Origin of the sequence: Pseudomonas sp. P9_35, assembly GCF_034008205.1 — a bacterium.
Taxonomy (GTDB): Bacteria; Pseudomonadota; Gammaproteobacteria; order Pseudomonadales; family Pseudomonadaceae; genus Aquipseudomonas; species Aquipseudomonas kilonensis.
The window spans coordinates 1,523,873-1,549,895 of sequence record NZ_CP125373.1 but is presented as its reverse complement, the minus strand read 5'-3'; the positions used below and the strand labels follow the sequence as shown (position 1 = coordinate 1,549,895).

Below are 26,023 nucleotides of genomic sequence, written 5' to 3'. Positions count from 1 at the left end.
GAGGAAATCTCTTATGCGGTACTGATGACGCGCCCCTGGTGATCCACCACCGGGCCGCTCAGGTGCACGCCGGAAGCGTCGAGCCGAATGCCGACGGCGCCGACTTGCAATTCGATGGCCTGGGGCGTCATCGCCAGCCGCGACGGGCCAATGTTCAACTGCAGCGATTCGCGAGAACCGCTGAACGCCGCCGGGCCGTTTTGCCAGTGCAGGACATGACTGGCATGGTCGTAGCCGTTTTCCGTACCGTCCTGATAGAGGCGCCGCGTCAGCGAGGCCTGGGTCGAGACGGGCGGGAACTGACCACCGTTGAGACCGAACAACGCCACCGCCTGCCCGCCGCTCTCGCCGCCGCCATGGTTGAGCAACAGGCATTGCTCACCTACGGACGGAATCCGCGACTCGCTCTGGGCCCCGGCACTCGGGTTGAAAAAGCGGATCGCCGGGGTCAGCAGTCCGCCATGGCTGACTTTGCAGGTGTTGCTGGCCGCGTCGACTTCCTGGCAGACGCCGATGCGGCAGAAACTCTCCGCCCGCCGATGCATGTCTTCCAGCTCGGTTTCCATCTGCGCCAGACGCTCGATGATCGGCCCCAGATGCATCCGTAACAGCGCATCAAACATGGCTCAGCCCTCGAGTGCGGTGTATTGGTCCGGGTCGTCGATGTTCGACACTTCCCAGGTACGGGCAAACTTCGGGATGCCCAGCGGGTCCTCCAACAGCGTAGGGCCGAGGTACAGGGTTTGGTTGAAGGAAAGGGTCCAGGCGGTGTACGCCCGTGCCGGGTTAATGAACGTGGACGGCAGGCCATCGAGCTCCGTGGGCAGGTCGCATTGATCACCCGACAGACCCCAGCGGTTATCCATGACCAGGTGTTTCAGCTCCCCGGCCAGATCGCAGGCATCCCATCCTGGAACGGCCATGACCACTTGCAAGGACACCGTCAGGACATGGGCGATACGCCCGTCATTGGCGCGGTTACCGGGCGCATCACGCTCAAGAGCAATCAGCACCCAAGGTTGGTCGTCGGTGCCATCGAAATCCTGGGGGCTGCCGACTTTCAAGGCCGGATAAATGGCGCGCAGCGTCTGGGCAATGGCCGAGCACAACTGCGACGGTTTTTCGATAAGGGCAGGCATTGATCGCCTCCTTTTGTATGGATCAGCGCTGTCGACTCACTGCTGGTCGGGAGGAACGTCCCGCGGAGGGACTTCGCAGACGCCGAGCCGCTTGGCGACCCAGCGCTCGTAAAGACCGATCGCCACATCGGCACCGGCCATGGCGGTCAGGCAACCCAAGGCGCAGGCGCTCCAGATCGACATGCCGAGGGCGTACAAAAGCATGGTTGCCGATACACCGCAGACCACGCAGGCACCGGAGCGCAAGGCCAGGCGCCGCAATAACGACCAGCCACGGGCGCCCTCCTTGTCTGCACGCCACATCTCGCCGGACACCCCGCCCACCAGGGCGAGCACGATGACCAGCCAGATCGGCATGTCCAGCAACGCTTGTTGCTCGTTTGTCATGTCAGGCTTCCTGGGGGGTGAGGGTTAAGAACGAGAGAATCGATCACGCTATCGAGTGATGAGCATGTCGAGACTGGTCGCGTCGCAGGAATTGTTGGCTTTCCTGTCGATGACCAGATAAAGCGAAGACGTCGGCGTGACTGCGACGCTGTTCAGCATGAACGTGGCGCTACCACCGTTTGCCAGGCTCCCGGACTGGAGCACCGTGTCACCCAGGTTGAGCGACCAGCCAACACCATCCCCGCAAGCGTTATGCAGGTCATTGACCCGGCCCAGCACGTTGATATTGCCGGTGACAGGACTGGCCCAGCGGAAGATGCTCTGGCTGTTGGTGCCGGGATGCGTGGCTACATCGCCCTGCTTGAACACGAAACTGGTGCCCGAGCCGGTGAAGGTGAAGCTTTCATTTGGAATGGAGATCCAAGCGCCCGTCGCATCGTCGCGCCAGCAGGTGGTTGGCTTGCCATTACAGACCCCGGCCTGGAACGACGGAAAGAGCGTGTAGTTGACCGAGGCGTTCACCCCCGATTTGTTTTGCATGAAGGACCAGGGCGAACCCGCCGGTGCGGCTTCGGTCATCAGGTACATGTCCCGGGCCAGGTTCCACGACATCGCCGTATCAGCCCAACCGTTCAGGGATACGAAGGACGACAGAAACGCAGTCGCCAGTAGGATTGTTTTGAGCAATTTCATTTTCTTACCTCGATGGATGTCATTGAGTACGAAGTGCAGGGTCTATTGCGCACGCTGTTCGCTCGCCGGCGTTCACTCGAGGCTCAAGGGCCTTCACATGATTCAACGTCCCGCATCGGACACATTTGATCTGGAGTTCGGTGTTCTCGCCTATGCGGGCCAGAAGTCTTTGGCAGTGACCGCATCTGAAATCCTTCAGCATCGAAAGCCCTCCCATTGGCGGCGGTTTGAAGTGTCTTGCGGCAGAGGCATTCCAAAAAGCCCGGTCGCCCAGGCTTTTCAGTAATGCGCTTGATCTTTCGGCGCGACTGGCGCGGTACGGATCCATTCAAATTGTTCTTCCGACCGCGGTCCCTGCCCGCCGGATAACTGCTTCTGGTGCTTTACGCTGCACACCCGGGTCAGTTGCCAACCCTCTGAACCGTTAAGGCCGGTTCATCGCTGCCTGTTGGTGGAACTAAAGAGCTTCGTTGCCAGCTGCTTTGTCGAGCGGCTTGGACACAGAATATGCATGGATGCATATACAGTCAATGCGTAAATGCATTTATTTATGCATGCGGAATGCGAAAATGCATGGAGCCTCGTAAATACGGGGTTAGCGGGTTTTCAGGAGGCGAAAAAAAACCCGCATGGCGGCGGGTTTTATCTGACAGCGGAGGGGTTAACGGGCGTACATGCCCCACCAGAAGACGTGGCCGAGGATGACGATTTGCTCGTCCTGCATTTCCTGGAAGGTGTAGTCCTCGTCCGGATGCTCATCACGGTTGAAGCTGCGCAGGCGGATGCCGGTGGGCAGCCGATAAAGCTGCTTCACCCGCAATTGGCCGTTGTGATTGATGGCGTAGAGGTCACCGTCGACGATGTCGCCGATCCCACACTTGCCCGCATTCACCCCAACCGTGGCGCCGTCGCGCAGCACCGGCAACATACTGTTGCCGCGCACCGTCACGCACTTGGCCTGGTCGAACTGCACACCGTTGTGACGCAGGCTGCGCTTGCCGAAGCGCAAACTGGAGCGCTCGCTTTCCTCGATGACGAATCTTCCTGATCCAGCAGCCAATTCAACCTCGCGCAGAAAAGGGACCGACACTTCGTCTTCTTCGACGGGTGTTTCGTCGTCCCACAGGCTTATGTCCTTGAGTTCGGAATGCGGCTCATCGCGGCGGGCATTGCCGACGGGCACAACGTCCGCGCGCCCGCGCAACTGGTCGGTGCTCACGGCGAAGTATTCGGCGATCTTCGAGATGTGTTTATCCGAAGGATCGACGATCTTGCCGCTGAGGATCCTCGAGAGGGTGGACTGAGGCACGCCGGTACGCCGGTGAAGCTCCGTGGGGGAGATCCCGTGCTGATCGAGCAATGCTCTTAATACGGTAGAAACGTTGCGTTTTTGCATAACGCGCATAGTGCTTGTTCTTTTCGCAGAAGACAAATGCTGTTTTGCATAAATATGCAATGTGTAGGAGCTGTCGAGTGCAACGAGGCTGCGATCTTTCCCCAGACACTTGAATCTCAAGCGAAAGATCAAAAGATCGCAGGCTTCGCCAGCTCCTACAAAAGCCAAACTCCCCCACCCGGAATTTGCCCTACAGGTCCATAAGAAAAGACTCCAATCGCGTCCTTCAAATGTGTGACGCAAGGCTACGTTTTCTTGCGCCTCTGCCTACAACTACGCCAGAATCCGCCGGCTTGTGCGCCTTGGGGCCCATCGGTACTTTTGATCCTGTCACTGCCCATCAGTGATCGGGTTTAGTAGCTCGGTATCTCCAAGATGTACATCGCTCCATCCAGTCAGGTGTTCCTGCTCCTGCATTCGATGGTAGCTGTGCGCAGGGCGCCTTCGGGTGCGCCGGTTTCTTGGATCCCCGGTCTACTAACCTGCGTACAGCTGCCACCCATTTCGTTTAGTAGCGAATCGGTGATGGCTCCCACTTCGAGGATCCAAGAATCATGAGCAAGCACACTCCAAATCCCCCAACCCCAGACGATCACGTCTCCCGCAGCCAATCGGCCAACGCCAAGAAACTCGACGACGCGGCCACCCGCGCCCTGGACTATTACCTCAAGCCGAAAACCGACAAGGAAGCCCCTGACACACCCGACACCCTTTTCATCATCGCCCCTAACATCGACGCCGAATGCCTGCTCGCCAACCTCAGCGAAACCCTGGCCTCGGCCAACGCCATGGTCAGCGACCTGGCATTCGACCTGAAGGGCTCGCGGCGGAATATCTTGCTGGGGGTTCAACAGATGATCGAGCTGAGCCAGTTGCTGGCGAATCGGGCGTTGGATGTGGTTGAACCGAGGTAGGCATCCATAGATGCAAGCCGAGACCTAAGAGAAGCCCAAGCAATCACTGTGGGAGCGAGCTTGCTCGCGATAGCGGTAGTTCAGTTACAACTAAGTTGTATTGGCTGCCGTCATCGCGAGCAAGCTCGCTCCCACAATTTGATCGGGTACAGCCGGAGAGACAGGCCGGCTGTAAGGCCGCCTCGCGAGCAAGCTTTGCTCCCACAGATATGATGGGTGTACGACCGGGAGAGCCAGGTCGGCTGTCAGGCCGCCTTCGCGAACAAGCCCGCTCCCACAGGGGAAACGCGGTCCCATCAAGAACCAGGTCGGCTACCAGGCCGCCTCGGCGTGGACGTTGATCTCGGCGCCCCGTTAACCACGCTGGCTGAACGAAGGTATTGCGCAGTGGGCAACCCGGCATGGATGCCGGGTTAGCCGCGCTGGGCCATGGATGGCCCTTCGCGGCGGCCCACGGAGCAATGCCTTCGTTCAGGCATGCCGAGCCCAGGCGAGGCACCGAGTGGTGGGGCATGAGCGTTTTGCTTACTTTTGACTGGGCCGGCTCCCGGGCTTCTCAAAAGTGAGCCGCTGTAAGAGCGGAACCGTCAGCAGCCATTACCTAAATAACGGATACACCCCCCACCCCAAAAACCACTCACGCCTGGGTCCCCCCCGACCACCCATGTTAACCTTGCGCCCATCGCGGAAAAGCCGGGCCAATGCCCCTCCTTTTGCCCCACACCTTTCAACGAGCTTGCCTGACACCCATGAATACAGCCGTGAACGACCTCTCCAGCCACACGCCGATGATGCAGCAATACTGGCGCCTGAAGAACCAGCATCCCGACCAGCTGATGTTCTACCGCATGGGCGACTTCTACGAAATCTTCTACGAGGACGCAAAGAAGGCCGCCAAGCTATTGGACATCACCCTGACCGCGCGTGGGCAATCGGCGGGCATGGCCATTCCGATGTGTGGGATTCCTTACCACGCAGCAGAAGGTTACCTGGCGAAGCTGGTCAAGCTCGGCGAATCCGTGGTGATCTGCGAGCAAGTCGGCGACCCGGCCACCAGCAAGGGCCCGGTGGAACGCCAAGTCGTGCGGATCATCACCCCGGGTACGGTCAGTGACGAAGCCTTGCTGGATGAACGCCGGGACAACCTGATCGCCGCAGTACTGGGCGATGAACGCCTGTTCGGCCTGGCGGTGCTGGATATCACCAGCGGTAACTTCTCGGTGCTGGAAATCAAGGGCTGGGAAAACCTGCTGGCGGAGTTGGAGCGGGTCAACCCGGTGGAACTGTTGATCCCAGATGACTGGCCCAAAGACCTGCCGGCAGAAAAACGCCGTGGCGTGCGTCGTCGGGCGCCGTGGGATTTTGAGCGTGATTCGGCGCTGAAAAGTCTCTGCCAGCAGTTTTCCACCCAGGACCTCAAGGGCTTCGGTTGCGAGAACCTGACCCTGGCCATCGGCGCTGCCGGTTGCCTGCTGGCCTACGCCAAGGAAACCCAGCGCACCGCCCTGCCCCACTTGCGCAGCCTGCGGCACGAACGCCTGGATGACACCGTGGTGCTGGACGGCGCGAGCCGCCGCAACCTGGAGCTGGACACCAACCTGGCCGGCGGGCGCGACAATACCCTGCAATCGGTAGTCGATCGCTGCCAGACCGCCATGGGCAGCCGATTGCTGACCCGCTGGCTGAATCGTCCGCTGCGGGACCTGACCGTGCTGCTGGCGCGTCAATCCTCCATTACCTGCCTGCTCGATCGTTATCGCTTCGAACAATTGCAACCGCAGCTCAAGGAAATCGGTGACATCGAGCGGATCCTCGCCCGCATCGGTTTGCGCAACGCCCGTCCCCGCGACCTGGCGCGCCTGCGCGATGCCCTTGGCGCATTGCCCCAACTGCAAGTGGCGATGACCGACCTCGAAGCGCCGCACCTGCAGCAACTGGCGCGCACCACCAGCACCTACCCGGAGCTGGCCGCGCTGCTGGAAAAAGCCATTATCGACAACCCACCGGCGGTGATCCGTGACGGTGGCGTGCTGAAAACCGGCTACGACGCCGAACTCGACGAGCTGCAAGCGCTGAGCGAGAACGCCGGCCAGTTCCTGATCGACCTCGAAGCCCGGGAAAAAGCCCGTACGGGCCTGGCCAACCTCAAGGTCGGCTACAACCGCATCCACGGTTATTTCATCGAATTGCCAAGCAAGCAGGCCGAACAGGCCCCAGCCGATTATGTTCGCCGCCAGACCCTCAAGGGCGCCGAGCGCTTCATCACCCCGGAACTCAAGGCGTTCGAAGACAAGGCGCTGTCGGCCAAGAGCCGCGCCCTGGCCCGGGAAAAGATGCTCTATGAAGCGTTGCTCGAAGACCTGATCAGTCAACTGCCGCCGTTGCAGGACACCGCCGGTGCCCTGGCGGAACTGGACGTGCTGAGCAACTTGGCCGAACGCGCGCTGAACCTGGACCTCAACTGCCCACGTTTCGTCAGCGAGCCGTGCATGCGCATCAGCCAGGGTCGTCACCCGGTGGTCGAGCAAGTGCTGACCACGCCGTTCGTGGCCAACGACCTGAGCCTGGACGACAACACCCGCATGCTGGTGATCACCGGCCCGAACATGGGCGGTAAATCCACCTACATGCGCCAAACCGCGTTGATCGTGCTGCTGGCCCACATCGGTAGTTTCGTCCCGGCGGCCAGTTGCGAATTGTCCCTGGTGGACCGGATCTTCACCCGCATCGGTTCCAGCGACGACCTGGCCGGTGGACGTTCGACGTTCATGGTGGAAATGAGCGAAACCGCGAACATCCTGCACAACGCCACCGAGCGCAGCCTGGTGCTGATGGACGAAGTCGGACGCGGCACCAGCACCTTCGACGGCTTGTCCCTGGCCTGGGCAGCGGCCGAGCGCCTGGCGCACCTGCGGGCCTACACGCTGTTTGCCACCCATTATTTCGAACTCACCGTGTTGCCGGAAAGCCAGCCTTTGGTGGCCAACGTTCACCTCAATGCCACCGAGCACAACGAGCGCATCGTCTTCCTGCACCACGTGCTGCCCGGCCCGGCCAGCCAGAGCTACGGCTTGGCGGTGGCGCAACTGGCTGGCGTGCCAAGTGAAGTCATTACCCGTGCCCGCGAGCACCTGAGCCGCCTGGAAACCACCAGCCTGCCCCACGAAGCGCCGCGCCCAACCAAAGGCAAACCGGCCGCACCGCAGCAAAGCGATCTGTTCGCCAGCCTGCCGCATCCGGTACTCGATGAACTGGCCAAGCTCGATCTGGACGACCTGACACCTCGTCGGGCACTGGATTTACTCTATACATTGAAGACACGGATCTAACACACAGGCTTTCAAGCTGTTAGAATCGCGCGCGGTTTGGGATGCTGCGGACTATTAGCCTGGTTCGCAGACTATCGCTCCCAAACCTGGCGACCCTACCGTGAAGGGGCTTCGCTGCCGCCGCCTGAGGAGAGAATTAGAAATGACCTTCGTCGTCACCGACAACTGCATCAAGTGCAAGTACACCGATTGCGTAGAAGTCTGTCCGGTGGACTGCTTCTACGAAGGCCCGAACTTCCTGGTCATTCACCCGGATGAGTGCATCGACTGCGCCCTGTGTGAGCCGGAATGCCCGGCGAATGCCATTTTCTCGGAAGACGAAGTGCCGGCTGGCATGGAGAATTTCATCGAGCTGAACGCTGAACTGGCGGACATCTGGCCGAACATTACCGAGAAGAAAGATGCGCTGCCGGACGCCGAAGAGTGGGATGGCAAGGAAGGCAAGATCGCAGACCTCGAACGCTGATCATCCCTGTGTTCGTCGAAAAGGCCCCTTGCGGGCCTTTTTGCTTTTTCGGATCAAGAAATCGCAGGCAAAAAAAAGGGGCGGTTTGACCCGCCCACATTTTTTCCCTAATCCCTTTAATCCTTTTCATCATCCTGATGAATCGCGTCCTGCGATGTCCTTCCTTCCCATCATCCTTGACGGGTGTGTCTGTCCGTCGACACAGGACTGATATTAGTATTTTCCCAGGCGAGTGCAACGCGGCTGATACAGGCGGCTTGCTCTGTAACGCTACGTTAATCAATAAATTTTCGTTATAAATCAGATGAATACAAAAAGATCACGGTGTTTATAGCGGTCTGTCGCGCCGATGAGGAACTGATCGCTTACGTAATACTAGGCAAAGGCTTACAAGCTGAACCTACAAATGGATCTCGGCTGGAAAAGCGATTCTTCAGATACGCAGAAGATTCGAACCAGTCGTGATGCTCTATAGTTTTACGAGCGGGGATTACAGGGGTGGTGTGTATATCCGTTTCTGCGGTAGCGGCCACTAATGGTTCCGCTCTTACAGCGGGTCACTTTTGGAAGAGCGCCAAAAGTAACCAAAAACGCTTTGCCCCACCACTCGGCACCTCGCCTAGGCTCGGTGTGCCCTCACTCCGGCATTGCTCCGTGGGCCGCCGCGAAGGGCCATCCATGGCCCAGCGCGGCTACCTCGGCATCCATGCCGAGGTGCCCACTGCGCAATACCTGCGTTCGGCCAGCGTGGTTTAACGGGGCGCCCAGATCAAGAAGCCGGCGAGGAGCGAGGCGGGCTACTGCCAGCACCTATCTCGCCGACCTCCGCTATCGCGGCACCCGCGCTCCCACAGGAGGTCTGTGTTGGGGATATGAGTTTTGTGTGTCCGCTGAAGATTGATTGTGGGAGCGAGCTTGCTCGCGATGACGGTGGTTCAGTCAACATGGATGTTGGCTGGGTCGCCTCATCGCGAGCAAGCTCGCTCCCACAGGGGAAACGCGGTCCCACCCAGAACCAGGTCGGCTATCAGGCCGCCTCGCCCTGGCCTTTGATCTCGGGCGCCCCGTTAAACCACGCTGGCCGAACGCAGGCATTGTGGAGTGGGCATCCCGGCATGGATGCCGGGATAGCCGCGCTGGGCCATGGATGGCCCTTCGCGGCGGCCCACGGAGCAATGCCGGAGTGAGGGCATGCCGAGCCTGAGCGAGGCACCGAGTGGTGGGGCAAAGCGCTTTTGGTTACTTTTGGCGCTCTTCCAAAAGTGACCCGCTGTAAGAGCGGAACCATTAGTGGCCGTAACCGCAGCAACGGATATACACCCAAACCCGAACCCAAACCCAAGCCCAAGCCAAAAAAAACGGCACTTCCCATTCCTGAAAGAAGCACCGTTTTTTCCAAGTAAACAGCATCACAACCAGTCAGGGCGTTTCTGCTGCACTTGCCTTGGTATTATTGAAACAACGACTCGCTCGACAAGCCGTTCTTCTCCAGGATCTCTCGCAGACGCTTGAGACCTTCAACCTGGATCTGCCTCACCCGCTCACGGGTCAAACCAATCTCCAGGCCCACATCTTCAAGCGTGCTGCTTTCATGACCGCGCAAGCCGAAGCGGCGAATCACCACTTCCCGTTGCTTGTCCGTAAGTTCCGAAAGCCACTGGTCAATGCTCTGGGACAAGTCATCGTCCTGGAGCAACTCGCACGGATCGGTCGGACGATCGTCAGTCAGGGTATCCAGCAGGGTCTTATCCGAGTCCGGCCCCAGCGAGACGTCTACCGAAGAGACACGCTCGTTGAGCCCAAGCATGCGCTTGACCTCTCCTACCGGTTTTTCCAGCAGGTTGGCGATTTCTTCGGGTGAAGGTTCATGGTCGAGTTTCTGGGTCAACTCGCGGGCGGCCCGCAGGTAGACGTTCAGTTCCTTGACCACATGAATCGGTAACCGGATAGTCCGGGTCTGGTTCATGATCGCCCGTTCGATGGTCTGGCGGATCCACCAGGTCGCGTAGGTCGAGAAACGGAAGCCGCGCTCGGGATCGAATTTCTCGACGGCGCGAATCAACCCCAGGTTGCCCTCTTCGATCAAATCCAGCAGCGAAAGCCCGCGATTGACATAGCGTCGGGCGATTTTCACCACCAGGCGCAGGTTGCTTTCAATCATGCGTTTTCGGCCGGCCGGGTCGCCACTTTGCGACAGCCGCGCAAAATGAACTTCTTCCTCGGGGGAGAGCAGTGGCGAAAAACCGATTTCGTTGAGGTACAGCTGAGTGGCGTCCAGCGCCCGGGTGTAATCGATGTACTTATGTTGTTTAAGTGAAGCGGAGTGTTTGGATTTGGCACGAACGGAAGGTGGAGTCGCCCCTTCATCATTCGACATCGAATCCATAGCGATGCCGGTCTCCATAAGGAGAACCTCATCGTCGATGTCAAACTCCGGCACTTCTTTACTGAGAGCCATTGTTATAGTCCTTTGGTGAGTTCGACCTCAAGCTCAAGCGACGCCTTTATCCTTGGCAACGCTGGAGCCTGTTCCCTCTACGTGACGGAACAGGCTGACAATCAAATCAACGCCGTGGCAGGAATTGCAGCGGATCGACTGGTTTACCTTGTCGGCGAATCTCAAAATGCAGTTTCACCCGGTCTGTTCCCGTTGATCCCATTTCGGCAATTGTCTGTCCGACTTTGACCTGCTGCCCCTCCCGAACCAACAGCCTGCGGTTGTGACCGTAGGCACTGACGTAGGTATCGCTGTGTTTGATGATCACGAGTTCGCCGTAGCCCCTTAAACCACTCCCGGCGTACACAACCGTGCCATCAGACGCGGCTAAAACAGGCTGTCCCAAATCCCCGGCGATATCAATTCCTTTATTCAAACTACCGTTTGAAGAGAATTTTCCAATGAGAACGCCATTAGAAGGCCATCCCCAGCCTGTCGGGGCGGGGCCTGCCGGAGGCATCGGAGCGGGGGGCGATTTGCTCGCGACGGACGGTACTGTCGCCGTTTCAGCCCCCGTCGGCCGGCGAATGACCGTGGTTTTACTCGACGAAGAAGTCGTCGAATCCGACTGCGTAACCACCGCGGTAGGCGTTGAACCGTTACGGCCATCGAAGCGAATCGTCTGACCGGGGTGAATCGTATAAGGCGCAGGAATGTTGTTGCGCGCCGCGAGGGCTTTGTAGTCCCAGCCGTAGCGGAAAGCGATGGAAAACAGCGTGTCGCCGCGACGGACTACATATTGGCCGGTCGTTACTGTAGGACGTTGAGGTGTTGCACTGTTGCGATCGACAACCCGGACATTACTCGACGGCGTACTGGAACATCCGACCAGCAAAGTGCTCAAGACAAGGCCAGTCACCAGGCGCTGAAAGCTCGTGATACCCATACGCTGCGCAATGACTGTGAGACTCACCCGCCGCTCCCTTTGTGGTGGCAGAAAAATTGGAAACTGCCTGTCCAGGCAGAACTCATATAAATATAGCTGGCAACGACTGCGCCTCTATTAATGAAGCGCAATGTGTCGTCGCACACGTTTGCTCGACGCCGTTGGACTCTGTTCAGCAAATCGGTGCCGCTGTAAGACACAGGCCCGGCCACGGAATTCAGCGTCTGTATATAAATGCTCAGGCCAACGGCCCATTGAGTAACGGCACGAACCGCACCGCCCCCAGGACGTGTCGCGAAAAACCATGTTCTTCACGCACGATCAGCATCAGTTGCTGGACTTCACCGGCGCCCACCGGAATGACCAGTCGCCCGCCGGGAGCAAGCTGATCCAGCAGGGCCTGGGGTACATCGGTGGCCACCGCGGTCACGATGATGCCGTTGTACGGCGCCAGGGCCGGCCACCCCTCCCAGCCATCTCCCCAGCGAAACACCACGTTGCGCAGGTTCAACTCAACCAGGCGTTCCTTGGCGCGATCCTGCAGTACCTTGATCCGCTCTACGGAAAACACCCGCTCGACCAGTTGCGACAACACCGCCGTCTGGTAACCCGAGCCGGTACCGATCTCCATCACCTTGTCCAGGGGCCCCGCCTCCAGCAGCAGCTCGCTCATGCGGGCCACCATGTATGGCTGGGAAATGGTCTGGTTGTGGCCGATCGGCAACGCCGTGTCTTCATAGGCGCGATGGGCCAGGGCTTCATCGACGAACAGATGGCGCGGCGTGCGGCGAATGACTTCCAACACCTGGGCGTTGGAGAGGCCTTCTTCGTAGAGACGCTGGATCAGTCGTTCACGGGTGCGCTGGGAGGTCATGCCGATTCCGCGGCGCAGCATATCGTCTTGCTCACGAGCCATCAGCGCAGCCCCTCCAGCCAGCCATCGAGATTTCGAAAGGCGTCGTTGAAGGTACGGTCCAACTGCAACGGCGTGATCGAGACATAACCTTGCATCACCGCATGGAAATCAGTGCCCGGCCCGCCGTCTTCGGCATCACCGGCGGCGGCGATCCAGTAACCGGCCTTGCCGCGCGGGTCGACGACATGCATCGGTTTGGCGGCGCGGGCACGGTGGCCCAGGCGAGTGAGCTGGATGCCACGGATGTGATCGAGCGGCAGGTTGGGGATATTCACGTTCAGCACCGTGCGTGGCGGCAGCTCCAGTTCGCCGTGGGCTTCGACCAGTTTACGGGCGAAGTAGGCGGCGGTCGGCAAGTTATCGACCTGGCGCGAAACAAACGAAAAGGCAAACGATGGCTTGTCCAGGAAACGACCTTCCAGGGCGGCGGCAACCGTACCGGAATAAAGCACGTCGTCCCCCAGGTTGGCGCCCAGGTTGATACCCGACACCACCATGTCCGGCTCACGCTCCAGCAAGCCGTTGAGGCCCAAGTGCACGCAATCGGTCGGGGTGCCGTTGAGGCTGATGAAACCGTTATCCAGATAGCAGGGGTGCAACGGACGGTCGAGCGTCAGCGAGCTGCTGGCGCCGCTTTTGTCCTGGTCCGGGGCGATGACCACGCACTCGGCAAAATCCGCCAGCGCAGCATAAAGCGCGGCAAGACCGGGTGCAGTCACCCCGTCGTCGTTAGAAATCAGAATACGCATGAGCTGTCCGTCTGCCCCACCGGCACCAGATCGACGAGTTCGCGCACCAAGACAGTGGCGAAACATCCGGCCGGCAGGACGAATTCCAGTTGCAGAATGTCAGACTCGGGATAATGCCACGACAGCCCGCCAATGGGCAGTCGCAGGATGCGACGTTCGTGACTCATTCCCGCGTTTATCAACCAGTCCCGCAAATCGGCCTCGCCCGCGGCGATGGCTTGTTCCAACTCGAACGTCGCGCCAGCGGCAGGCGAAGGTCCCTCGCCCCACTGCGGCCCGGTCGGGTGCAAGTCAAGAATGGCCAGGCGCGGGTCGCTGCACTCAGCCTCGCCGGCCGGGAAAAAACTGCGGCTGTCGGTGAAGGCGAGCAAATCGCCAACCAGGGCTTGCTGCCAGGTACCGTCGGCAACCCGCGCCGCCAGCACCCGGTTGAACAGAAAGCTGCGGGCGGTGGACAACAACCGCGAGCGTACATTGCGCTGTTCCGGCAACGCCTTGCGCACCGCCCAGGCCCGGGCATCGACAACATTGCCGCCGTCATGGCCGAAGCGCTGGGCGCCAAAATAGTTGGGGATGCCTTGGCGGACAATCTGTTGCAGACGCGCATCGATCGCTGCCGTGTCGCCCTTGAACTGGGTCAGGCGCAGGGTGAAGCCATTGGCCGAATGCGCGCCGCGTTGCAGCTTGCGCCGGTGGCGTGCGGTCTTGAGGATTTTCAGCGTGTCGTTCTCTGCCGCCGACAGGTCCGGATCGGCCTTGCCCGGCAACTGGACGCTGAACCACTGACGGGTCAGGGCCTGACGGTCCTTGAGCCCCGCGTAGCTGACCGTGCGCAACGGCACGCCGGCAGCCTTGGCGATTCGCCGGGCGGCTTCTTCGGTGTTCAAGCCACGTTTTTCAACCCAGATCCACAGGTGCTCGCCATCACCGGTCAACGGGATATCGAGCACTTCATCGACCTGGAAATCTTCAGCGGTGGCCTTGAGTACCGCACTGCCCAGCGGTTCGCCATAGGCACGTGGCCCTAACAGTTCCAGTTCAGTCATGGGCGCAGCAACAAGGCGACGGAGTGGACGGCAATGCCTTCTTCGCGACCGACGAAGCCCAGCTTCTCGGTGGTGGTGGCTTTCACGTTCACTTGGTCCAACTCAACTTGAAGATCCTCGGCGATCAATTGGCGCATCGCTTCGATGTGGGGCGCCATCTTGGGGGCTTGGGCAACGATGGTGTTATCGACGTTGCCGACCTTCCAGCCCTTGGCATGGATCAGCGAGACAACATGGCGCAGCAGCACGCGGCTGTCGGCGCCCTTGAATTGCAGGTCGGTGTCGGGGAAGTGCTTGCCGATGTCACCCAGGGCAGCCGCGCCGAGCAATGCATCGCTCAAGGCATGCAGCAGGACATCACCGTCAGAATGCGCGAGCAGCCCGAAGCCGTGTGCAATCCGCACGCCGCCCAGAGTAATGAAATCGCCTTCAGCGAAACGGTGAACATCGTAGCCGTGGCCAATACGCATAAAAAAACGCCCCGATTTTTGTCAGGGCGTGATTCTACCTGCATTAGGCGTTTAGAGCGCGCGCATGATGCTGCAAGTGGTCATCAATAAAACTGGCGATGAAGAAATAGCTGTGGTCATAGCCCGGTTGCAGGCGCAATTCCAACGGATGGTCGGCAGCCTTGGCCGCCTGTTGCAGGGCTTCGGGCTTGAGCTGGTTGGCCAGGAAATCATCACGATCGCCCTGGTCCACCAACAAGGGCAGCTTCTCCTGCGCCTCGGCAATCAACGCACAGGCATCCCATTCACGCCATTTCGAGCGGTCTTCCCCCAGGTAACGAGAGAAAGCCTTCTGGCCCCATGGGCAATCCATCGGATTGTTGATCGGCGAAAAGGCCGACACCGAACGGTAACGCCCCGGGTTGCGCAAGGCGCAGACCAGCGCGCCATGGCCGCCCATGGAATGACCACTGATGCCGCGTTTGTCCGAGGCAGGGAAATGCGCTTCGACGAGTGTCGGCAATTCCTGCACCACGTAGTCATGCATCCGATAGTGCCGTGCCCACGGATCCTGCGTGGCGTTCAGATAAAAACCCGCCCCCAGGCCGAAGTCCCAGGCACCGTCCGGATCGCCCGGCACGTCGGCGCCACGGGGGCTGGTGTCCGGCGCAACGATGATCAGGCCCAACTCGGCGGCCATACGCAGGGCACCAGCCTTTTGCATGAAGTTCTCGTCGGTGCAGGTCAGCCCGGACAACCAATACAGCACAGGCAACTTGCCGCCCTGCTCCGCTTGCGGCGGCAGGTACACGGCAAACACCATGTCACAACCGAGCACGTCGGAACGGTGCCGGTAACGTTTGTGCCAGCCGCCGAAGCTTTTCTGGCAGGAGATGTTTTCCAGACTCATGACCGACCTCAGAAATGGATAACGGTGCGGATACTCTTGCCTTCATGCATCAGGTCGAACGCCTTGTTGATATCTTCCAGGCCCATGGTGTGGGTAATGAAAGTATCCAGCGGGATCTCGCCCGTCTCGGCCATTGCCACATAGCTTGGCAACTCGCTGCGACCGCGCACGCCACCAAAGGCCGAACCGCGCCAGACGCGCCCGGTCACCAACTGGAAGGGACGGGTGGCGATTTCCTGGCCGGCACCGGCCACGCCGATGATCACCGACTCGCCCCAGCCTTTGTGGCAGCACTCCAGCGCGGCACGCATCAACTGGACATTGCCGATGCACTCGAAGGAAAAGTCCACGCCGCCGTCAGTCATATCGACGATGACTTCCTGGATCGGACGATCGAAGTCTTTCGGGTTGACGCAATCGGTGGCACCCAGTTGCTTGGCGATTTCGAACTTGGCCGGGTTGATGTCAATGGCAATGATGCGCGCGGCCTTGGCCTTCACGGCACCAATCACCGCCGACAGGCCGATGCCGCCCAGGCCGAAGATCGCCACGGTGTCACCTGGCTTGACCTTGGCGGTGTTGAGGACCGCGCCGATGCCGGTGGTGACGCCGCAACCCAGCAGGCAGACTTTTTCCAGCGGGGCTTCTTTGGGGATCTTCGCGACGGAGATTTCCGGCAGCACGGTGTACTCAGAGAACGTCGAGGTGCCCATGTAGTGGAAAATCGTCTCGCCCTTGTAGGAAAAGCGCGAAGTGCCATCTGGCATCAGGCCTTTGCCCTGGGTGGCGCGAATCGCCTGGCAGAGGTTGGTCTTGCCCGACTTACAGAATTTGCACTGGCCGCACTCTGGTGTGTACAGCGGGATCACATGGTCCCCCACCGCGACCGAGGTCACGCCTTCGCCAATGGCTTCGACAATAGCGCCGCCCTCGTGACCGAGGATCGACGGGAAGATCCCTTCCGGGTCGGCGCCCGACAAGGTGTAGGCATCGGTGTGGCAGACACCGGAAGCCACCACGCGCAACAGCACTTCGCCCGCCTTGGGCATGGCGACGTCGACTTCAACGATTTCCAGGGGTTTCTTGGCCTCGAAGGCAACGGCAGCGCGCGACTTGATCATCCGGTCTCTCCAGCAAATAAAAACAAGACCGGGAGTGTAATCCTCCGCCTGACGATGAATAATCCAGCCAAAAGCAAAACATTATTGCCGTACAGGGATAATCCTTCATGTCCGATAACCGCTGGGAAGGGATCGACGAGTTCGTCGCCGTGGCCGAATGCAGTCAATTCACTGCCGCCGCCGAGCGTCTTGGGGTTTCTTCCTCCCACATCAGCCGGCAAATCGTACGGCTGGAAGAGCGTTTGCAGACACGCTTGCTCTACCGCAGTACCCGTCGGGTCACCCTGACCGAGGCCGGCCAGACGTTTTTGCAGCATTGCCAACGCCTGCAGGACGGGCGCGAGGAAGCACTGCGAGCGGTGGGCGATCTCACCAGCGAACCCAAGGGCATGCTGCGCATGACCTGTGCCGTGGCCTATGGCGAACGGTTTATCGTGCCCCTGGTCACGCGGTTCATGGGGCTGTACCCGCAGTTGCGGATAGACATCGAGCTGAGCAACCGCCCTCTGGACCTGGTGCACGAAGGCCTCGACCTGGCGATTCGCCTGGGTCGCTTGCAGGACTCTCGCCTGGTCGCCACGCGCCTGGCACCGCGACGCATGTACCTGTGCGCTTCACCCTCTTACCTGGAACGCTACGGGCGGCCACATAGCTTGTCGGAACTGAGCCGCCACAATTGCCTGATCGGCAGCTCCGACATCTGGCAGCTGGAGCAGAACGGGCGGGAATTTTCCCAGCGGGTGCAGGGAAACTGGCGCTGCAACAGTGGGCAAGCAGTGCTCGACGCGGCGTTGCAAGGGGTGGGGTTGTGCCAACTGCCGGATTATTACGTGCTGGAGCATTTGCACAGCGGTGCATTGATCTCGCTGCTGGAAGCTCATCAGCCGCCGAATACAGCGGTATGGGCGTTGTACCCGCAGCAGCGACACCTGTCGCCGAAGGTGCGCAAGCTGGTGGATTATTTGAAGGAAGGGTTGGCTGGACGGCCGGAGTATCGGGGATGACAGTGGTTTTTTGTCGTCTGGGGTGACGCCATCGCGAGCAAGCTCGCTCCCACAGGGTTGGTCAAGTGTTCACACCAATCCACTGTGGGAGCGAGCTTGCTCGCGATGGCGCCGGCCCGGACGATGCCGATCTAACGAGGAAACAGATCCGACTTAATGCCGATTCGCCCAGCGCTGGCGCAACCACTCCAGGTCTTCCGGCCGGGTGACCTTGATGTTATCGGCTCGCCCTTCGATCAGCCGTGGCGCCTGCCCCGCCCATTCCATGGCGGACGCTTCATCGGTAATCAGCGCATCCGCCACCAGGCTGTCAGCCAGGGCCCGATGCAAGGCGCCGAGGCGGAACATCTGTGGCGTGTAGGCTTGCCAGATCACGCTGCGATCAACGGTCTCCAGCACGCGGCCGTGTTTGTCGACGCGCTTGAGGGTGTCGCGCGCCGGGACAGCCAGCAGGCCGCCGACCGGATCGGTCGCCAACTCGCTGAGCAGTGTGTCCAGGTCGTCCCGAGCCAGGTTGGGCCGGGCGGCGTCGTGCACCAGCACCCAGTCGTGATCGTCGGCGCCCTGCTCGTGCAGGTGCAGCAAGGCATTGAGCACTGAATCCGAACGTTGCTCGCCACCGTCGACGCGCTGGATGCGTGTGTCGCTGGCGCAGGCCAGGGTCGGCCAGTAGGGATCATCGTGTGCAAGGCTGACCACCACGCCCTTGACGGTGGGATGGTCGAGGAAACAGCCGAGGCTGTGTTCAAGAATTGTGCGTCCGCCCAGTTGCAGGTATTGCTTGGGACGGTCCGCGGCCATACGAGCGCCAACGCCCGCGGCAGGAATCACGGCCCAGAAGGCCGGCAAACGAATACTCATTGGGCCAACTGGTAGAGGGTTTCGCCCTCCTTGACCATGCCCAGTTCATGTCGAGCCCGCTCTTCAACGGTCTCCATGCCTTTTTTCAGCTCTGTCACTTCAGCGTCCATCACCCGATTACGCTCCAGCAGCGCCTCGTTTTCGGCGTGTTGGTCGGCAATTTGCTGAGTCAGGTCGGCCACTTGCGCAAAGCTGCCATTACCCACCCACAGGCGGTACTGCAGGCCGGCCAGCAACAGGAGCAAGACAAGAAACAACCAATTGGGACTGCGCATCGAATATCAGTATCCAGTGAAAAAAGACCGCCATGCCAAACTTTGAAGCGTCTGATAGCACGAAGCCTGGAAAACCCAGGCTTGTGCTTGATAAGGCATCAGATTAGAGGCAAAACCGTCGCCATGGCGACTTTTGCGACCTGATCCGCTGTCTTTTTACCATTTACCGCTTAACCGCGAAACTCGGCACGACCGTTGTACTTGGCCTTGCCATTCAATTGCTCTTCGATACGCAGCAATTGGTTGTACTTGGAAACGCGGTCGGAACGGCACAGCGAACCGGTCTTGATCTGGCCTGCCGCAGTGCCCACGGCCAGGTCGGCAATGGTCGAGTCTTCGGTTTCACCGGAACGGTGGGAGATCACGGCGGTGTAGCCGGCAGCCTTGGCCATCTGGATGGCTTCCAGGGTTTCGGTCAGGGTGCCGATCTGGTTGAACTTGATCAGGATCGAGTTGGCGATCTTCTTGTCGATGCCTTCTTTCAGGATCTTGGTGTTGGTCACGAACAGGTCGTCACCCACCAGCTGGGTTTTCTCGCCGATCTTGTCGGTGAGGATTTTCCAGCCAGCCCAGTCGGACTCGTCCAGGCCGTCTTCGATGGAGATGATCGGATAGCGTTCGGTCAGGCCCTTGAGGTAGTCGGCGAAACCTTCGGCGGTGAACACCTGGCCTTCGCCGGACAGGTTGTACTTGCCGTCTTCGTAGAATTCACTGGCGGCGCAGTCCAAGGCCAGGGTCACGTCGGTGCCCAGCTTGTAGCCAGCGTTGGCCACGGCTTCGGAGATCACTTTCAGCGCGTCTTCGTTGGACGCCAGGTTCGGTGCGAAACCGCCTTCGTCGCCAACCGCGGTGCTCAGGCCACGGGCTTTGAGCACAGCCTTGAGGTGATGGAAAATCTCGGTGCCCATGCGCAGGCCTTCGGAGAAGGTCTTGGCGCCAACCGGTTGCACCATGAATTCCTGGATGTCGACGTTGTTATCGGCATGCTCGCCGCCGTTGATGATGTTCATCATCGGCACCGGCATCGAGTAGACACCCGGGGTACCGTTGAGGTTGGCGATGTGGGCGTACAGCGGCAGGTCCTGGTCCTGGGCAGCGGCCTTGGCAGCGGCCAGGGACACGGCGAGGATCGCGTTGGCGCCCAGGGTGGCTTTGTTTTCGGTACCGTCGAGCTTGATCATCGCGTGATCGAGGGCTTTCTGGTCGGCAGGATCCTTGCCCAGCAACAGCTCACGGATCGGACCGTTGATGTTGGCGACGGCTTTGAGCACGCCCTTGCCCAGGTAACGGCTCTTGTCGCCATCACGCAGCTCCAGCGCTTCGCGCGAGCCAGTGGAAGCACCGGACGGCGCGCAGGCGCTGCCGATGATACCGTTGTCGAGAAGCACGTCCGCTTCAACAGTGGGGTTGCCACGGGAGTCGAGAACTTCACGACCTTTGATGTCGACGATTTTTGCCATTGTTGTAAACACTCCAAAGTTGACTAGAACGTTGCAGAAAACTTGCTCACCCTCAGCGGCGATTCAGCCAAAACAGACCGAATGGGAGCGCTTCGCACTCCAGCGGGAGCAAGCTCCCTCGCCACAAGAGCACGAACTACCGGCGATGGGGACCTCACGGACGCCATCGCTGGCAAGCCATGCTCCCACAAGAGCAGTGCGGCCAGCAGGCCAGAGCGATAATCGAGCGGTACTTTACCGGAGAAAACCGCGTTACGCGGTTTCTATCGTCGGAAAACTCTTGACCAGCTCGTCCAACGCCTTGAGCTGAGACAGGAAGGGTTCCAGCTTGTTCAAACGCAAGGCACAAGGACCATCGCACTTGGCGTTGTCTGGATCGGGGTGGGCCTCGAGGAACAGACCGGCCAGGGACTGGCTCATGCCCGCCTTGGCCAGATCAGTGACCTGGGCGCGACGACCGCCAGCGGAGTCGGAACGACCGCCAGGCATCTGCAAGGCATGCGTCACGTCGAAGAGCACCGGGTACTCAAACTGCTTCATGATGCCGAAGCCGAGCATGTCCACCACCAGGTTGTTGTAGCCGAAGCTCGAACCACGCTCGCAGAGGATCAACTGGTCATTGCCGGCCTCTTCGCACTTGCTCAGGATGTGTTTCATTTCCTGGGGCGCGAGGAACTGGGCCTTCTTGATATTGATCACCGCGCCGGTCTTGGCCATCGCGACCACCAGGTCGGTCTGGCGCGACAGGAAGGCCGGCAACTGGATGACGTCGCAGACCTCGGCGGCGACCGCGGCCTGGACCGGCTCGTGGACGTCGGTGATGATCGGCACGCCAAAGGCTTGCTTGATGTCCTGGAAGATCCGCATGCCTTCTTCCAGGCCTGGGCCACGGTAGGACGTCACGGACGAACGGTTGGCCTTGTCGAAGCTGGCCTTGAACACGTAAGGGATACCCAGTTTCTGGGTGACCTTCACGTACTCTTCGCAGATCTGCATCGCCATGTCGCGGCTTTCCAGCACGTTCATGCCGCCAAACAGCACCATGGGCTTGTCGTTGGCAACCTCGATGTCGCCGACGCGAATGATCTTCTGGGCCATCGTCTTATGCCTTTTTCTGGTGTTGAGCCAAAGCGGCTTTCACGAAACCGCTGAACAACGGATGACCGTCCCGTGGCGTCGAGGTGAACTCGGGGTGGAACTGGCAGGCGACGAACCATGGGTGATCCGGGGCCTCGACCACTTCGACCAGCGCGCCGTCACCGGAACGACCGGAGATTTTCAGGCCGGCTTCGATCAACTGCGGCAACAGGTTGTTGTTCACTTCGTAGCGATGACGGTGACGCTCGACGATCACATCCTTGGCGTAGCAATCGTGCACCTTGGAGCCGGCTTCCAGCAGGCAATCCTGGGCACCGAGACGCATCGTGCCGCCCAGGTCCGAGCTTTCGGTACGCACTTCCACGGCACCGGTGGCGTCTTCCCACTCGGTGATCAGGCCCACGACGGGATGGCCGCTGGCGCGATCGAACTCGGTGGAGTTGGCGTCTTTCCAGCCCAGCACGTTACGGGCGAACTCGATGACCGCCACTTGCATGCCCAGGCAGATACCCAGGTAAGGCACCTTGTTTTCGCGAGCGTATTGCACGGCAGTGATCTTGCCTTCCACGCCCCGCAGGCCGAAACCGCCCGGCACGAGGATCGCATCGGCGCCTTCGAGCAGGCCGGTGCCCTGGTTCTCGATGTCTTCGGAATCGATGTAGCGCAGGTTGACCTTGGTACGGTTGCTGATGCCGGCGTGACTCATCGCCTCGATCAGCGACTTGTAGGCGTCCAGCAGCTCCATGTACTTGCCGACCATGGCGATGGTGACTTCGTGCTCCGGGTTGAGCTTGGCATCGACCACGGCTTCCCACTCGGACAGATCGGCACTGGCGCATTGCAGGCCGAAGCGCTCGACGACGAAGTCGTCCAGGCCCTGGGAGTGCAGGATGCCAGGGATCTTGTAGATGGTGTCGGCGTCTTCCAGGCCGATGACCGCGCGCTCTTCAACGTTGGTGAACTGGGCGATCTTGCGACGCGACGAGATGTCGATCGGGTGATCGGAGCGGCAGATCAGCACGTCTGGCTGCAGGCCGATGGAACGCAGTTCCTTGACCGAGTGCTGGGTCGGCTTGGTCTTGGTTTCGCCGGCGGTGGCGATGTACGGCACCAGTGTCAGGTGCATCAGCATCGCGCGCTTGGCGCCGATTTCGAAACGCAACTGGCGGATGGCCTCGAGGAACGGCTGGGACTCGATGTCGCCCACGGTGCCGCCGATTTCGACCATCGCCACGTCGGCATCGCCAGCACCCTTGATGATGCGGCGCTTGATTTCGTCGGTGATGTGCGGGATGACCTGGATGGTCGCGCCCAGGTAGTCACCACGACGCTCCTTGCGCAGCACGTGTTCGTAGACACGGCCGGTGGTGAAGTTGTTGTTCTGGGTCATGGTCGTGCGGATGAACCGCTCGTAGTGGCCCAGGTCCAGGTCGGTCTCGGCGCCGTCGTGGGTGACGAACACTTCACCGTGCTGGAACGGGCTCATGGTGCCCGGGTCAACGTTGATGTACGGGTCCAGCTTGAGCATGGTGACCTTAAGTCCCCGCGCCTCCAGGATGGCCGCCAATGAAGCCGAGGCAATGCCTTTCCCCAATGAAGAAACAACACCGCCCGTGACGAATATGTAGCGCGTCATGAAAAACCCTAGAAGTCTGCGTTAAAGCGGTCCGAGCCGCCGGGGAAAGCGAAGGAAGGCCGAAGCCCCCGATCACCTGCATTAATCACAGTGCACCTTTCAAAAAAACCGCCGCGTTGGGACAGACCGGAAGTGAAATCACCGGTACGTTGCTCGCTACACATTTTTTGGAATCGCCCAGCAAAGACTGCTTGGTAATCGGCAACTCCTGCAATTCAGGCGAATCCACAGAAGTTGTATCAAGAAGGGAGCGTAGTCTACCGGAAAGCCCCTTTCAGCTCAAACCCAGATCTTGGCTTCCTGGCGTCCAGATCAATTGCCAACTGCCATCAGCCTGTGCATCGAGCCCGGCCAGGTTGGCCACCGCCAGCAATTGCTCGCCCTGATAGAGCAGCGGCAATCGGCCGCGAACGAACGCCGGCACGGCCTTTTCATTGAGCAAACGCTTGAGGTCACGGTGACCACGACCTGCTAACGCCATCACCTCGCCGCCTTGACGATAGCGCACGCTGAGCGGCCCCACAGGCGGCGTGCCACTGAGCACCACCCGACCATTGCCCGGCAAGCGCAGTGCAACCGCCGGATCGGCCCAGTCGACGGTGCCTGGCAGCGAACATAGCCAGTGGTCGGATAACCACCAGACCCGCCCGGCGGCCCGGTGCAGCTCGCCACCGGCCAGTCGCCAGATCGGCCGGGCATCGTCGGCGGCATCGCGCAACGAGTCCCAGCCCGACCAGTGATCGGTGTCGGGCAGCAGGGTCATCGGTGCCAGCCAGTGGCTCAAGGCGTTGCGCTGACGGGCCGGCGACAACGCCCGCAAAGGCGCCAGCGCCAGTGATTGCAACCCGAGCCAGTCGAACGCGCCTGGGGTCGCGGCCTGGGCCAGGTCAATTTGCGCCAAATCGTCCAGCAAGCCTTGGGCTTCACCCATGTGCGCGGCGCTGCGCGCCAGGGTCGTCGAAGCTTGGGGCCATTGCTCGGCCAACACTGGAAAAATTCGCTGGCGCAGGTAATTGCGCGCGTATCGATGGTCGTCGTTGGACGGATCGTCGATCCAGCTCAAGCCGTGCTGCCTCGCATAGGCTTCCAGCTCCACCCGGGACACATCGAGCAAGGGCCGCAGCAAATGCCCTTGGCCCAAAGGACGCTGCGACGGCATCGCCGCCAAGCCCTTCACCCCCGCGCCCCTTAGCAGGCGAAACAGCAGGGTTTCAGCCTGGTCATCTCGATGCTGGGCGGTAAGCAGCACTTCATGGCTGTGGATCGCCGCGACAAAGGCCGCGTAACGCGCTTCCCGCGCAGCGCGCTCGACACTGGCACCAGCGCGCACTTTCACAGTCACCACGTCCAGCGGCACGCCCAGGGCCGCACAGACCGAACGGCAATGGTCCGGCCACGCCTCGGCCACAGCCTGGAGGCCGTGATGCACATGGATAGCGCTCAGCGCGGGCAAAGGTTGGCGTTGCGAAAGAGTTACGAGCAGGTGCAGCAGAACGGTGGAGTCGAGGCCGCCGGAGAAGGCGATGCGCCAGGTGGCGGCGTTGCGCCAGGGGAGCATGTGCTTGAGGAGCCGGGTTGGCAGATCAATCGTGGGCTGATTCATCGCAACTGCCTTCACACAAATCAAATGTGGGAGCGAGCTTGCTCGCGATAGCGGTGTATCACTCAACTTATCGGTTGAATGTTAACCCGTCATCGCGAGCAAGCTCGCTCCCACACAGGGGTACAGCGCTTGAATCAGAGGCCGTAGCTCATCAACCGCTCGTAGCGACGAGCCAGCAGCGCTTCGTTGTCGAACTTCTTGAGCATCGACAGTTGCGAGCTCAGCTCGGCGCGAATCAGTGCCGCCGCTGCAGCCGGATCGCGGTGAGCGCCGCCGACTGGCTCGTTGATCACTTTGTCGACGATACCCAGGCCTTTGAGACGCTCGGCGGTGATGCCCATGGCCTCAGCAGCATCCGGCGCCTTCTCGGCGGTTTTCCACAGGATCGAGGCGCAGCCTTCCGGCGAGATCACCGCATAGGTGGAATATTGCAGCATGTTCAACTGGTCGCAGACACCGATGGCCAGTGCACCGCCGGAACCACCTTCGCCAATTACAGTGGCGATGATCGGGGTTTTCAGGCGCGCCATGACGCGCAGGTTCCAGGCAATCGCTTCGCTCTGGTTGCGCTCTTCGGCGTCGATGCCCGGGTAGGCACCCGGCGTGTCGATGAAGGTCAGGATCGGCATCTTGAAGCGCTCGGCCATTTCCATCAGGCGGCAGGCCTTGCGGTAGCCTTCCGGACGCGGCATGCCGAAGTTGCGGCGCACCTTCTCGCGCACTTCGCGGCCTTTCTGATGGCCGATAACCATCACCGGCTGGTCGTCCAGACGGGCGACACCGCCGACGATCGCGGCGTCGTCGGAGAAGTGACGGTCGCCATGCAGCTCATCGAACTCGGTGAAGATGTGGTCGATGTAGTCCAGGGTATAGGGACGACGTGGATGACGCGCCAGGCGGGCGATCTGCCAGCTGGTCAGCTTGCCGAAGATGTCTTCGGTCAGCGTGCGGCTTTTGTCTTGCAGACGAGAGATTTCATCGCCGATATTCAGCGAATTGTCATTACCGACCAAGCGCAACTCTTCGATCTTGGCTTGCAGGTCGGCGATCGGCTGTTCGAAATCTAGAAAATTCGGGTTCATAGGCGTCCGTCTTGGGTCGACGTCCAAGAGAGCTTGGGCCGGCCGGTTGTCTATTCGCGCCTACCTTAAGGGAGAGGCGCGTTCAGGTCGAGATTAAAAAATCGGG

Annotated in this window: 27 protein-coding genes; 5 read left to right on the top strand and 22 right to left on the bottom strand. The window is 60.3% G+C overall.

Features of this window, described 5'->3' with window-relative positions:
* Positions 1-11: 11 nt before the first annotated feature.
* Genes QMK47_RS06755 through QMK47_RS06735 form a run of 5 tightly spaced genes read right to left on the bottom strand, consistent with a single transcriptional unit; the run spans position 12 to position 2,373 of the window.
* Positions 12-623, bottom strand: a complete 612-nt coding sequence (locus tag QMK47_RS06755; RefSeq protein WP_214511559.1) for a phage baseplate assembly protein V — start codon at positions 621-623, stop codon at positions 12-14.
* A gap of 3 nt (positions 624-626) precedes the next feature.
* A complete protein-coding gene (locus QMK47_RS06750; RefSeq protein WP_039010711.1) occupies positions 627-1,139 on the bottom strand; it encodes a hypothetical protein in 513 nt (170 codons plus the stop codon).
* Positions 1,140-1,175: 36 nt separating this feature from the next.
* Entirely contained in the window at positions 1,176-1,526 is a 351-nt protein-coding gene (locus QMK47_RS06745; RefSeq protein ID WP_003198302.1) for a phage holin family protein, read from the bottom strand.
* Positions 1,527-1,574: 48 nt separating this feature from the next.
* Positions 1,575-2,219: a hypothetical protein gene (locus QMK47_RS06740; RefSeq protein WP_320389976.1), complete on the bottom strand. Its 645-nt coding sequence runs from the start codon at positions 2,217-2,219 to the stop codon at positions 1,575-1,577.
* Between the two features lie 19 nt (positions 2,220-2,238).
* Complete coding sequence (locus QMK47_RS06735; RefSeq protein ID WP_253478418.1) at positions 2,239-2,373, bottom strand: Com family DNA-binding transcriptional regulator; 135 nt, start codon at positions 2,371-2,373, stop codon at positions 2,239-2,241.
* On the opposite strand from QMK47_RS06735, the gene QMK47_RS06730 reads away from it, so the two are divergent.
* Positions 2,317-2,505 (top strand): hypothetical protein, encoded by a 189-nt coding sequence (locus QMK47_RS06730; RefSeq protein WP_250886266.1) that lies wholly within the window; start codon positions 2,317-2,319, stop codon positions 2,503-2,505. The two genes, QMK47_RS06735 and QMK47_RS06730, sit on opposite strands and share 57 nt — an antisense overlap.
* A 375-nt stretch (positions 2,506-2,880) precedes the next feature.
* On the opposite strand, the gene QMK47_RS06725 is transcribed toward QMK47_RS06730, so the two are convergent.
* Complete coding sequence (locus tag QMK47_RS06725; protein ID WP_028237204.1) at positions 2,881-3,615, bottom strand: helix-turn-helix transcriptional regulator; 735 nt, start codon at positions 3,613-3,615, stop codon at positions 2,881-2,883.
* 554 nt (positions 3,616-4,169) lie between these two features.
* Between QMK47_RS06725 and QMK47_RS06720 the strand changes: the two genes are divergently transcribed.
* The 3 genes from QMK47_RS06720 (at position 4,170) to fdxA (ending at position 8,324) form a co-directional block, all read left to right on the top strand.
* Positions 4,170-4,529 carry a DUF6124 family protein gene (locus QMK47_RS06720; RefSeq protein ID WP_320389975.1) on the top strand — a complete coding sequence of 120 codons (360 nt, stop codon included), beginning with the start codon at positions 4,170-4,172 and terminating at the stop codon, positions 4,527-4,529.
* Positions 4,530-5,290: 761 nt separating this feature from the next.
* Entirely contained in the window at positions 5,291-7,858 is a 2,568-nt protein-coding gene (mutS, locus tag QMK47_RS06715) for a DNA mismatch repair protein MutS (protein ID WP_214511554.1), read from the top strand.
* Between the two features lie 142 nt (positions 7,859-8,000).
* Positions 8,001-8,324, top strand: coding sequence for a ferredoxin FdxA (gene fdxA, locus QMK47_RS06710; RefSeq protein WP_014336809.1), 324 nt, complete (start codon positions 8,001-8,003; stop codon positions 8,322-8,324).
* Between the two features lie 1,067 nt (positions 8,325-9,391).
* On the opposite strand, the gene QMK47_RS06705 is transcribed toward fdxA, so the two are convergent.
* From QMK47_RS06705 to QMK47_RS06665, 9 genes are all read right to left on the bottom strand, one after another.
* Positions 9,392-9,517, bottom strand: coding sequence for a hypothetical protein (locus QMK47_RS06705; protein ID WP_301301102.1), 126 nt, complete (start codon positions 9,515-9,517; stop codon positions 9,392-9,394).
* Positions 9,518-9,774: 257 nt separating this feature from the next.
* Positions 9,775-10,782, bottom strand: a complete 1,008-nt coding sequence (gene rpoS / locus QMK47_RS06700) for an RNA polymerase sigma factor RpoS (RefSeq protein WP_003198289.1) — start codon at positions 10,780-10,782, stop codon at positions 9,775-9,777.
* 106 nt (positions 10,783-10,888) lie between these two features.
* The gene (locus QMK47_RS06695) at positions 10,889-11,734 is read right to left on the bottom strand and encodes a peptidoglycan DD-metalloendopeptidase family protein (protein ID WP_320389974.1); all 846 of its coding nucleotides are present in this window, start codon (positions 11,732-11,734) and stop codon (positions 10,889-10,891) included.
* Between the two features lie 211 nt (positions 11,735-11,945).
* Positions 11,946-12,581: a protein-L-isoaspartate(D-aspartate) O-methyltransferase gene (locus QMK47_RS06690; protein WP_170862085.1), complete on the bottom strand. Its 636-nt coding sequence runs from the start codon at positions 12,579-12,581 to the stop codon at positions 11,946-11,948.
* 41 nt (positions 12,582-12,622) lie between these two features.
* Positions 12,623-13,372 carry a 5'/3'-nucleotidase SurE gene (gene surE, locus QMK47_RS06685; protein ID WP_038856712.1) on the bottom strand — a complete coding sequence of 250 codons (750 nt, stop codon included), beginning with the start codon at positions 13,370-13,372 and terminating at the stop codon, positions 12,623-12,625.
* Positions 13,360-14,418 carry a tRNA pseudouridine(13) synthase TruD gene (gene truD / locus QMK47_RS06680; protein ID WP_253471893.1) on the bottom strand — a complete coding sequence of 353 codons (1,059 nt, stop codon included), beginning with the start codon at positions 14,416-14,418 and terminating at the stop codon, positions 13,360-13,362. Before truD ends, surE begins: the two co-directional genes overlap by 13 nt.
* Positions 14,415-14,888 (bottom strand): 2-C-methyl-D-erythritol 2,4-cyclodiphosphate synthase, encoded by a 474-nt coding sequence (ispF, locus tag QMK47_RS06675; protein WP_320389973.1) that lies wholly within the window; start codon positions 14,886-14,888, stop codon positions 14,415-14,417. The genes truD and ispF overlap by 4 nt, the downstream gene beginning before the upstream one ends.
* A 43-nt stretch (positions 14,889-14,931) precedes the next feature.
* Positions 14,932-15,777 carry an S-formylglutathione hydrolase gene (fghA, locus tag QMK47_RS06670; RefSeq protein WP_253471891.1) on the bottom strand — a complete coding sequence of 282 codons (846 nt, stop codon included), beginning with the start codon at positions 15,775-15,777 and terminating at the stop codon, positions 14,932-14,934.
* 8 nt (positions 15,778-15,785) lie between these two features.
* Positions 15,786-16,898, bottom strand: coding sequence for an S-(hydroxymethyl)glutathione dehydrogenase/class III alcohol dehydrogenase (locus QMK47_RS06665; protein WP_018603686.1), 1,113 nt, complete (start codon positions 16,896-16,898; stop codon positions 15,786-15,788).
* A 107-nt stretch (positions 16,899-17,005) separates the two neighbouring features.
* Here QMK47_RS06665 and QMK47_RS06660 point away from each other — a divergent pair, with 107 nt between their 5' ends.
* A complete protein-coding gene (locus QMK47_RS06660; protein ID WP_214511548.1) occupies positions 17,006-17,902 on the top strand; it encodes a LysR substrate-binding domain-containing protein in 897 nt (298 codons plus the stop codon).
* Between the two features lie 153 nt (positions 17,903-18,055).
* Here QMK47_RS06660 and ispD read toward each other — a convergent pair whose 3' ends face one another.
* From ispD to QMK47_RS06625, 7 genes are all read right to left on the bottom strand, one after another.
* Positions 18,056-18,763 (bottom strand): 2-C-methyl-D-erythritol 4-phosphate cytidylyltransferase, encoded by a 708-nt coding sequence (gene ispD / locus QMK47_RS06655; protein ID WP_214511547.1) that lies wholly within the window; start codon positions 18,761-18,763, stop codon positions 18,056-18,058.
* Positions 18,760-19,038: a cell division protein FtsB gene (gene ftsB / locus QMK47_RS06650; RefSeq protein ID WP_018603692.1), complete on the bottom strand. Its 279-nt coding sequence runs from the start codon at positions 19,036-19,038 to the stop codon at positions 18,760-18,762. The genes ispD and ftsB overlap by 4 nt, the downstream gene beginning before the upstream one ends.
* 170 nt (positions 19,039-19,208) lie before the next feature.
* Positions 19,209-20,498, bottom strand: a complete 1,290-nt coding sequence (gene eno / locus QMK47_RS06645; protein WP_013692387.1) for a phosphopyruvate hydratase — start codon at positions 20,496-20,498, stop codon at positions 19,209-19,211.
* Between the two features lie 252 nt (positions 20,499-20,750).
* Positions 20,751-21,596 (bottom strand): 3-deoxy-8-phosphooctulonate synthase, encoded by an 846-nt coding sequence (gene kdsA / locus QMK47_RS06640; protein WP_253471889.1) that lies wholly within the window; start codon positions 21,594-21,596, stop codon positions 20,751-20,753.
* Positions 21,597-21,600: 4 nt separating this feature from the next.
* The gene (locus QMK47_RS06635; protein ID WP_018603697.1) at positions 21,601-23,232 is read right to left on the bottom strand and encodes a CTP synthase; all 1,632 of its coding nucleotides are present in this window, start codon (positions 23,230-23,232) and stop codon (positions 21,601-21,603) included.
* 274 nt (positions 23,233-23,506) lie between these two features.
* On the bottom strand, positions 23,507-24,835 hold the full coding sequence (tilS, locus tag QMK47_RS06630) for a tRNA lysidine(34) synthetase TilS (RefSeq protein WP_320389972.1): 1,329 nt from the start codon (positions 24,833-24,835) through the stop codon (positions 23,507-23,509).
* Positions 24,836-24,969: 134 nt separating this feature from the next.
* The gene (locus tag QMK47_RS06625; RefSeq protein WP_003198261.1) at positions 24,970-25,917 is read right to left on the bottom strand and encodes an acetyl-CoA carboxylase carboxyltransferase subunit alpha; all 948 of its coding nucleotides are present in this window, start codon (positions 25,915-25,917) and stop codon (positions 24,970-24,972) included.
* Positions 25,918-26,023: the final 106 nt, after the last annotated feature.

Coding starts and splice junctions, on each gene's coding strand:
- QMK47_RS06625 (WP_003198261.1), bottom strand. CDS start 25,917: ATGAACCCGAATTTTCTAGATTTCGAACAGCCGATCGCCGACCTGCAA.
- surE (WP_038856712.1), bottom strand. CDS start 13,372: ATGCGTATTCTGATTTCTAACGACGACGGGGTGACTGCACCCGGTCTT.
- QMK47_RS06755 (WP_214511559.1), bottom strand. CDS start 623: ATGTTTGATGCGCTGTTACGGATGCATCTGGGGCCGATCATCGAGCGT.
- ispD (WP_214511547.1), bottom strand. CDS start 18,763: ATGAGTATTCGTTTGCCGGCCTTCTGGGCCGTGATTCCTGCCGCGGGC.
- QMK47_RS06725 (WP_028237204.1), bottom strand. CDS start 3,615: ATGCAAAAACGCAACGTTTCTACCGTATTAAGAGCATTGCTCGATCAG.
- QMK47_RS06705 (WP_301301102.1), bottom strand. CDS start 9,517: ATGCCCTCACTCCGGCATTGCTCCGTGGGCCGCCGCGAAGGGCCATCC.
- truD (WP_253471893.1), bottom strand. CDS start 14,418: ATGACTGAACTGGAACTGTTAGGGCCACGTGCCTATGGCGAACCGCTG.
- ispF (WP_320389973.1), bottom strand. CDS start 14,888: ATGCGTATTGGCCACGGCTACGATGTTCACCGTTTCGCTGAAGGCGAT.
- eno (WP_013692387.1), bottom strand. CDS start 20,498: ATGGCAAAAATCGTCGACATCAAAGGTCGTGAAGTTCTCGACTCCCGT.
- QMK47_RS06635 (WP_018603697.1), bottom strand. CDS start 23,232: ATGACGCGCTACATATTCGTCACGGGCGGTGTTGTTTCTTCATTGGGG.
- tilS (WP_320389972.1), bottom strand. CDS start 24,835: ATGAATCAGCCCACGATTGATCTGCCAACCCGGCTCCTCAAGCACATG.
- rpoS (WP_003198289.1), bottom strand. CDS start 10,782: ATGGCTCTCAGTAAAGAAGTGCCGGAGTTTGACATCGACGATGAGGTT.
- QMK47_RS06665 (WP_018603686.1), bottom strand. CDS start 16,898: ATGATCAAGTCGCGCGCTGCCGTTGCCTTCGAGGCCAAGAAACCCCTG.
- ftsB (WP_018603692.1), bottom strand. CDS start 19,038: ATGCGCAGTCCCAATTGGTTGTTTCTTGTCTTGCTCCTGTTGCTGGCC.
- kdsA (WP_253471889.1), bottom strand. CDS start 21,596: ATGGCCCAGAAGATCATTCGCGTCGGCGACATCGAGGTTGCCAACGAC.
- QMK47_RS06730 (WP_250886266.1), top strand. CDS start 2,317: ATGATTCAACGTCCCGCATCGGACACATTTGATCTGGAGTTCGGTGTT.
- QMK47_RS06745 (WP_003198302.1), bottom strand. CDS start 1,526: ATGACAAACGAGCAACAAGCGTTGCTGGACATGCCGATCTGGCTGGTC.
- QMK47_RS06690 (WP_170862085.1), bottom strand. CDS start 12,581: ATGACCTCCCAGCGCACCCGTGAACGACTGATCCAGCGTCTCTACGAA.
- QMK47_RS06720 (WP_320389975.1), top strand. CDS start 4,170: ATGAGCAAGCACACTCCAAATCCCCCAACCCCAGACGATCACGTCTCC.
- QMK47_RS06750 (WP_039010711.1), bottom strand. CDS start 1,139: ATGCCTGCCCTTATCGAAAAACCGTCGCAGTTGTGCTCGGCCATTGCC.
- QMK47_RS06660 (WP_214511548.1), top strand. CDS start 17,006: ATGTCCGATAACCGCTGGGAAGGGATCGACGAGTTCGTCGCCGTGGCC.
- fdxA (WP_014336809.1), top strand. CDS start 8,001: ATGACCTTCGTCGTCACCGACAACTGCATCAAGTGCAAGTACACCGAT.
- QMK47_RS06740 (WP_320389976.1), bottom strand. CDS start 2,219: ATGAAATTGCTCAAAACAATCCTACTGGCGACTGCGTTTCTGTCGTCC.
- fghA (WP_253471891.1), bottom strand. CDS start 15,777: ATGAGTCTGGAAAACATCTCCTGCCAGAAAAGCTTCGGCGGCTGGCAC.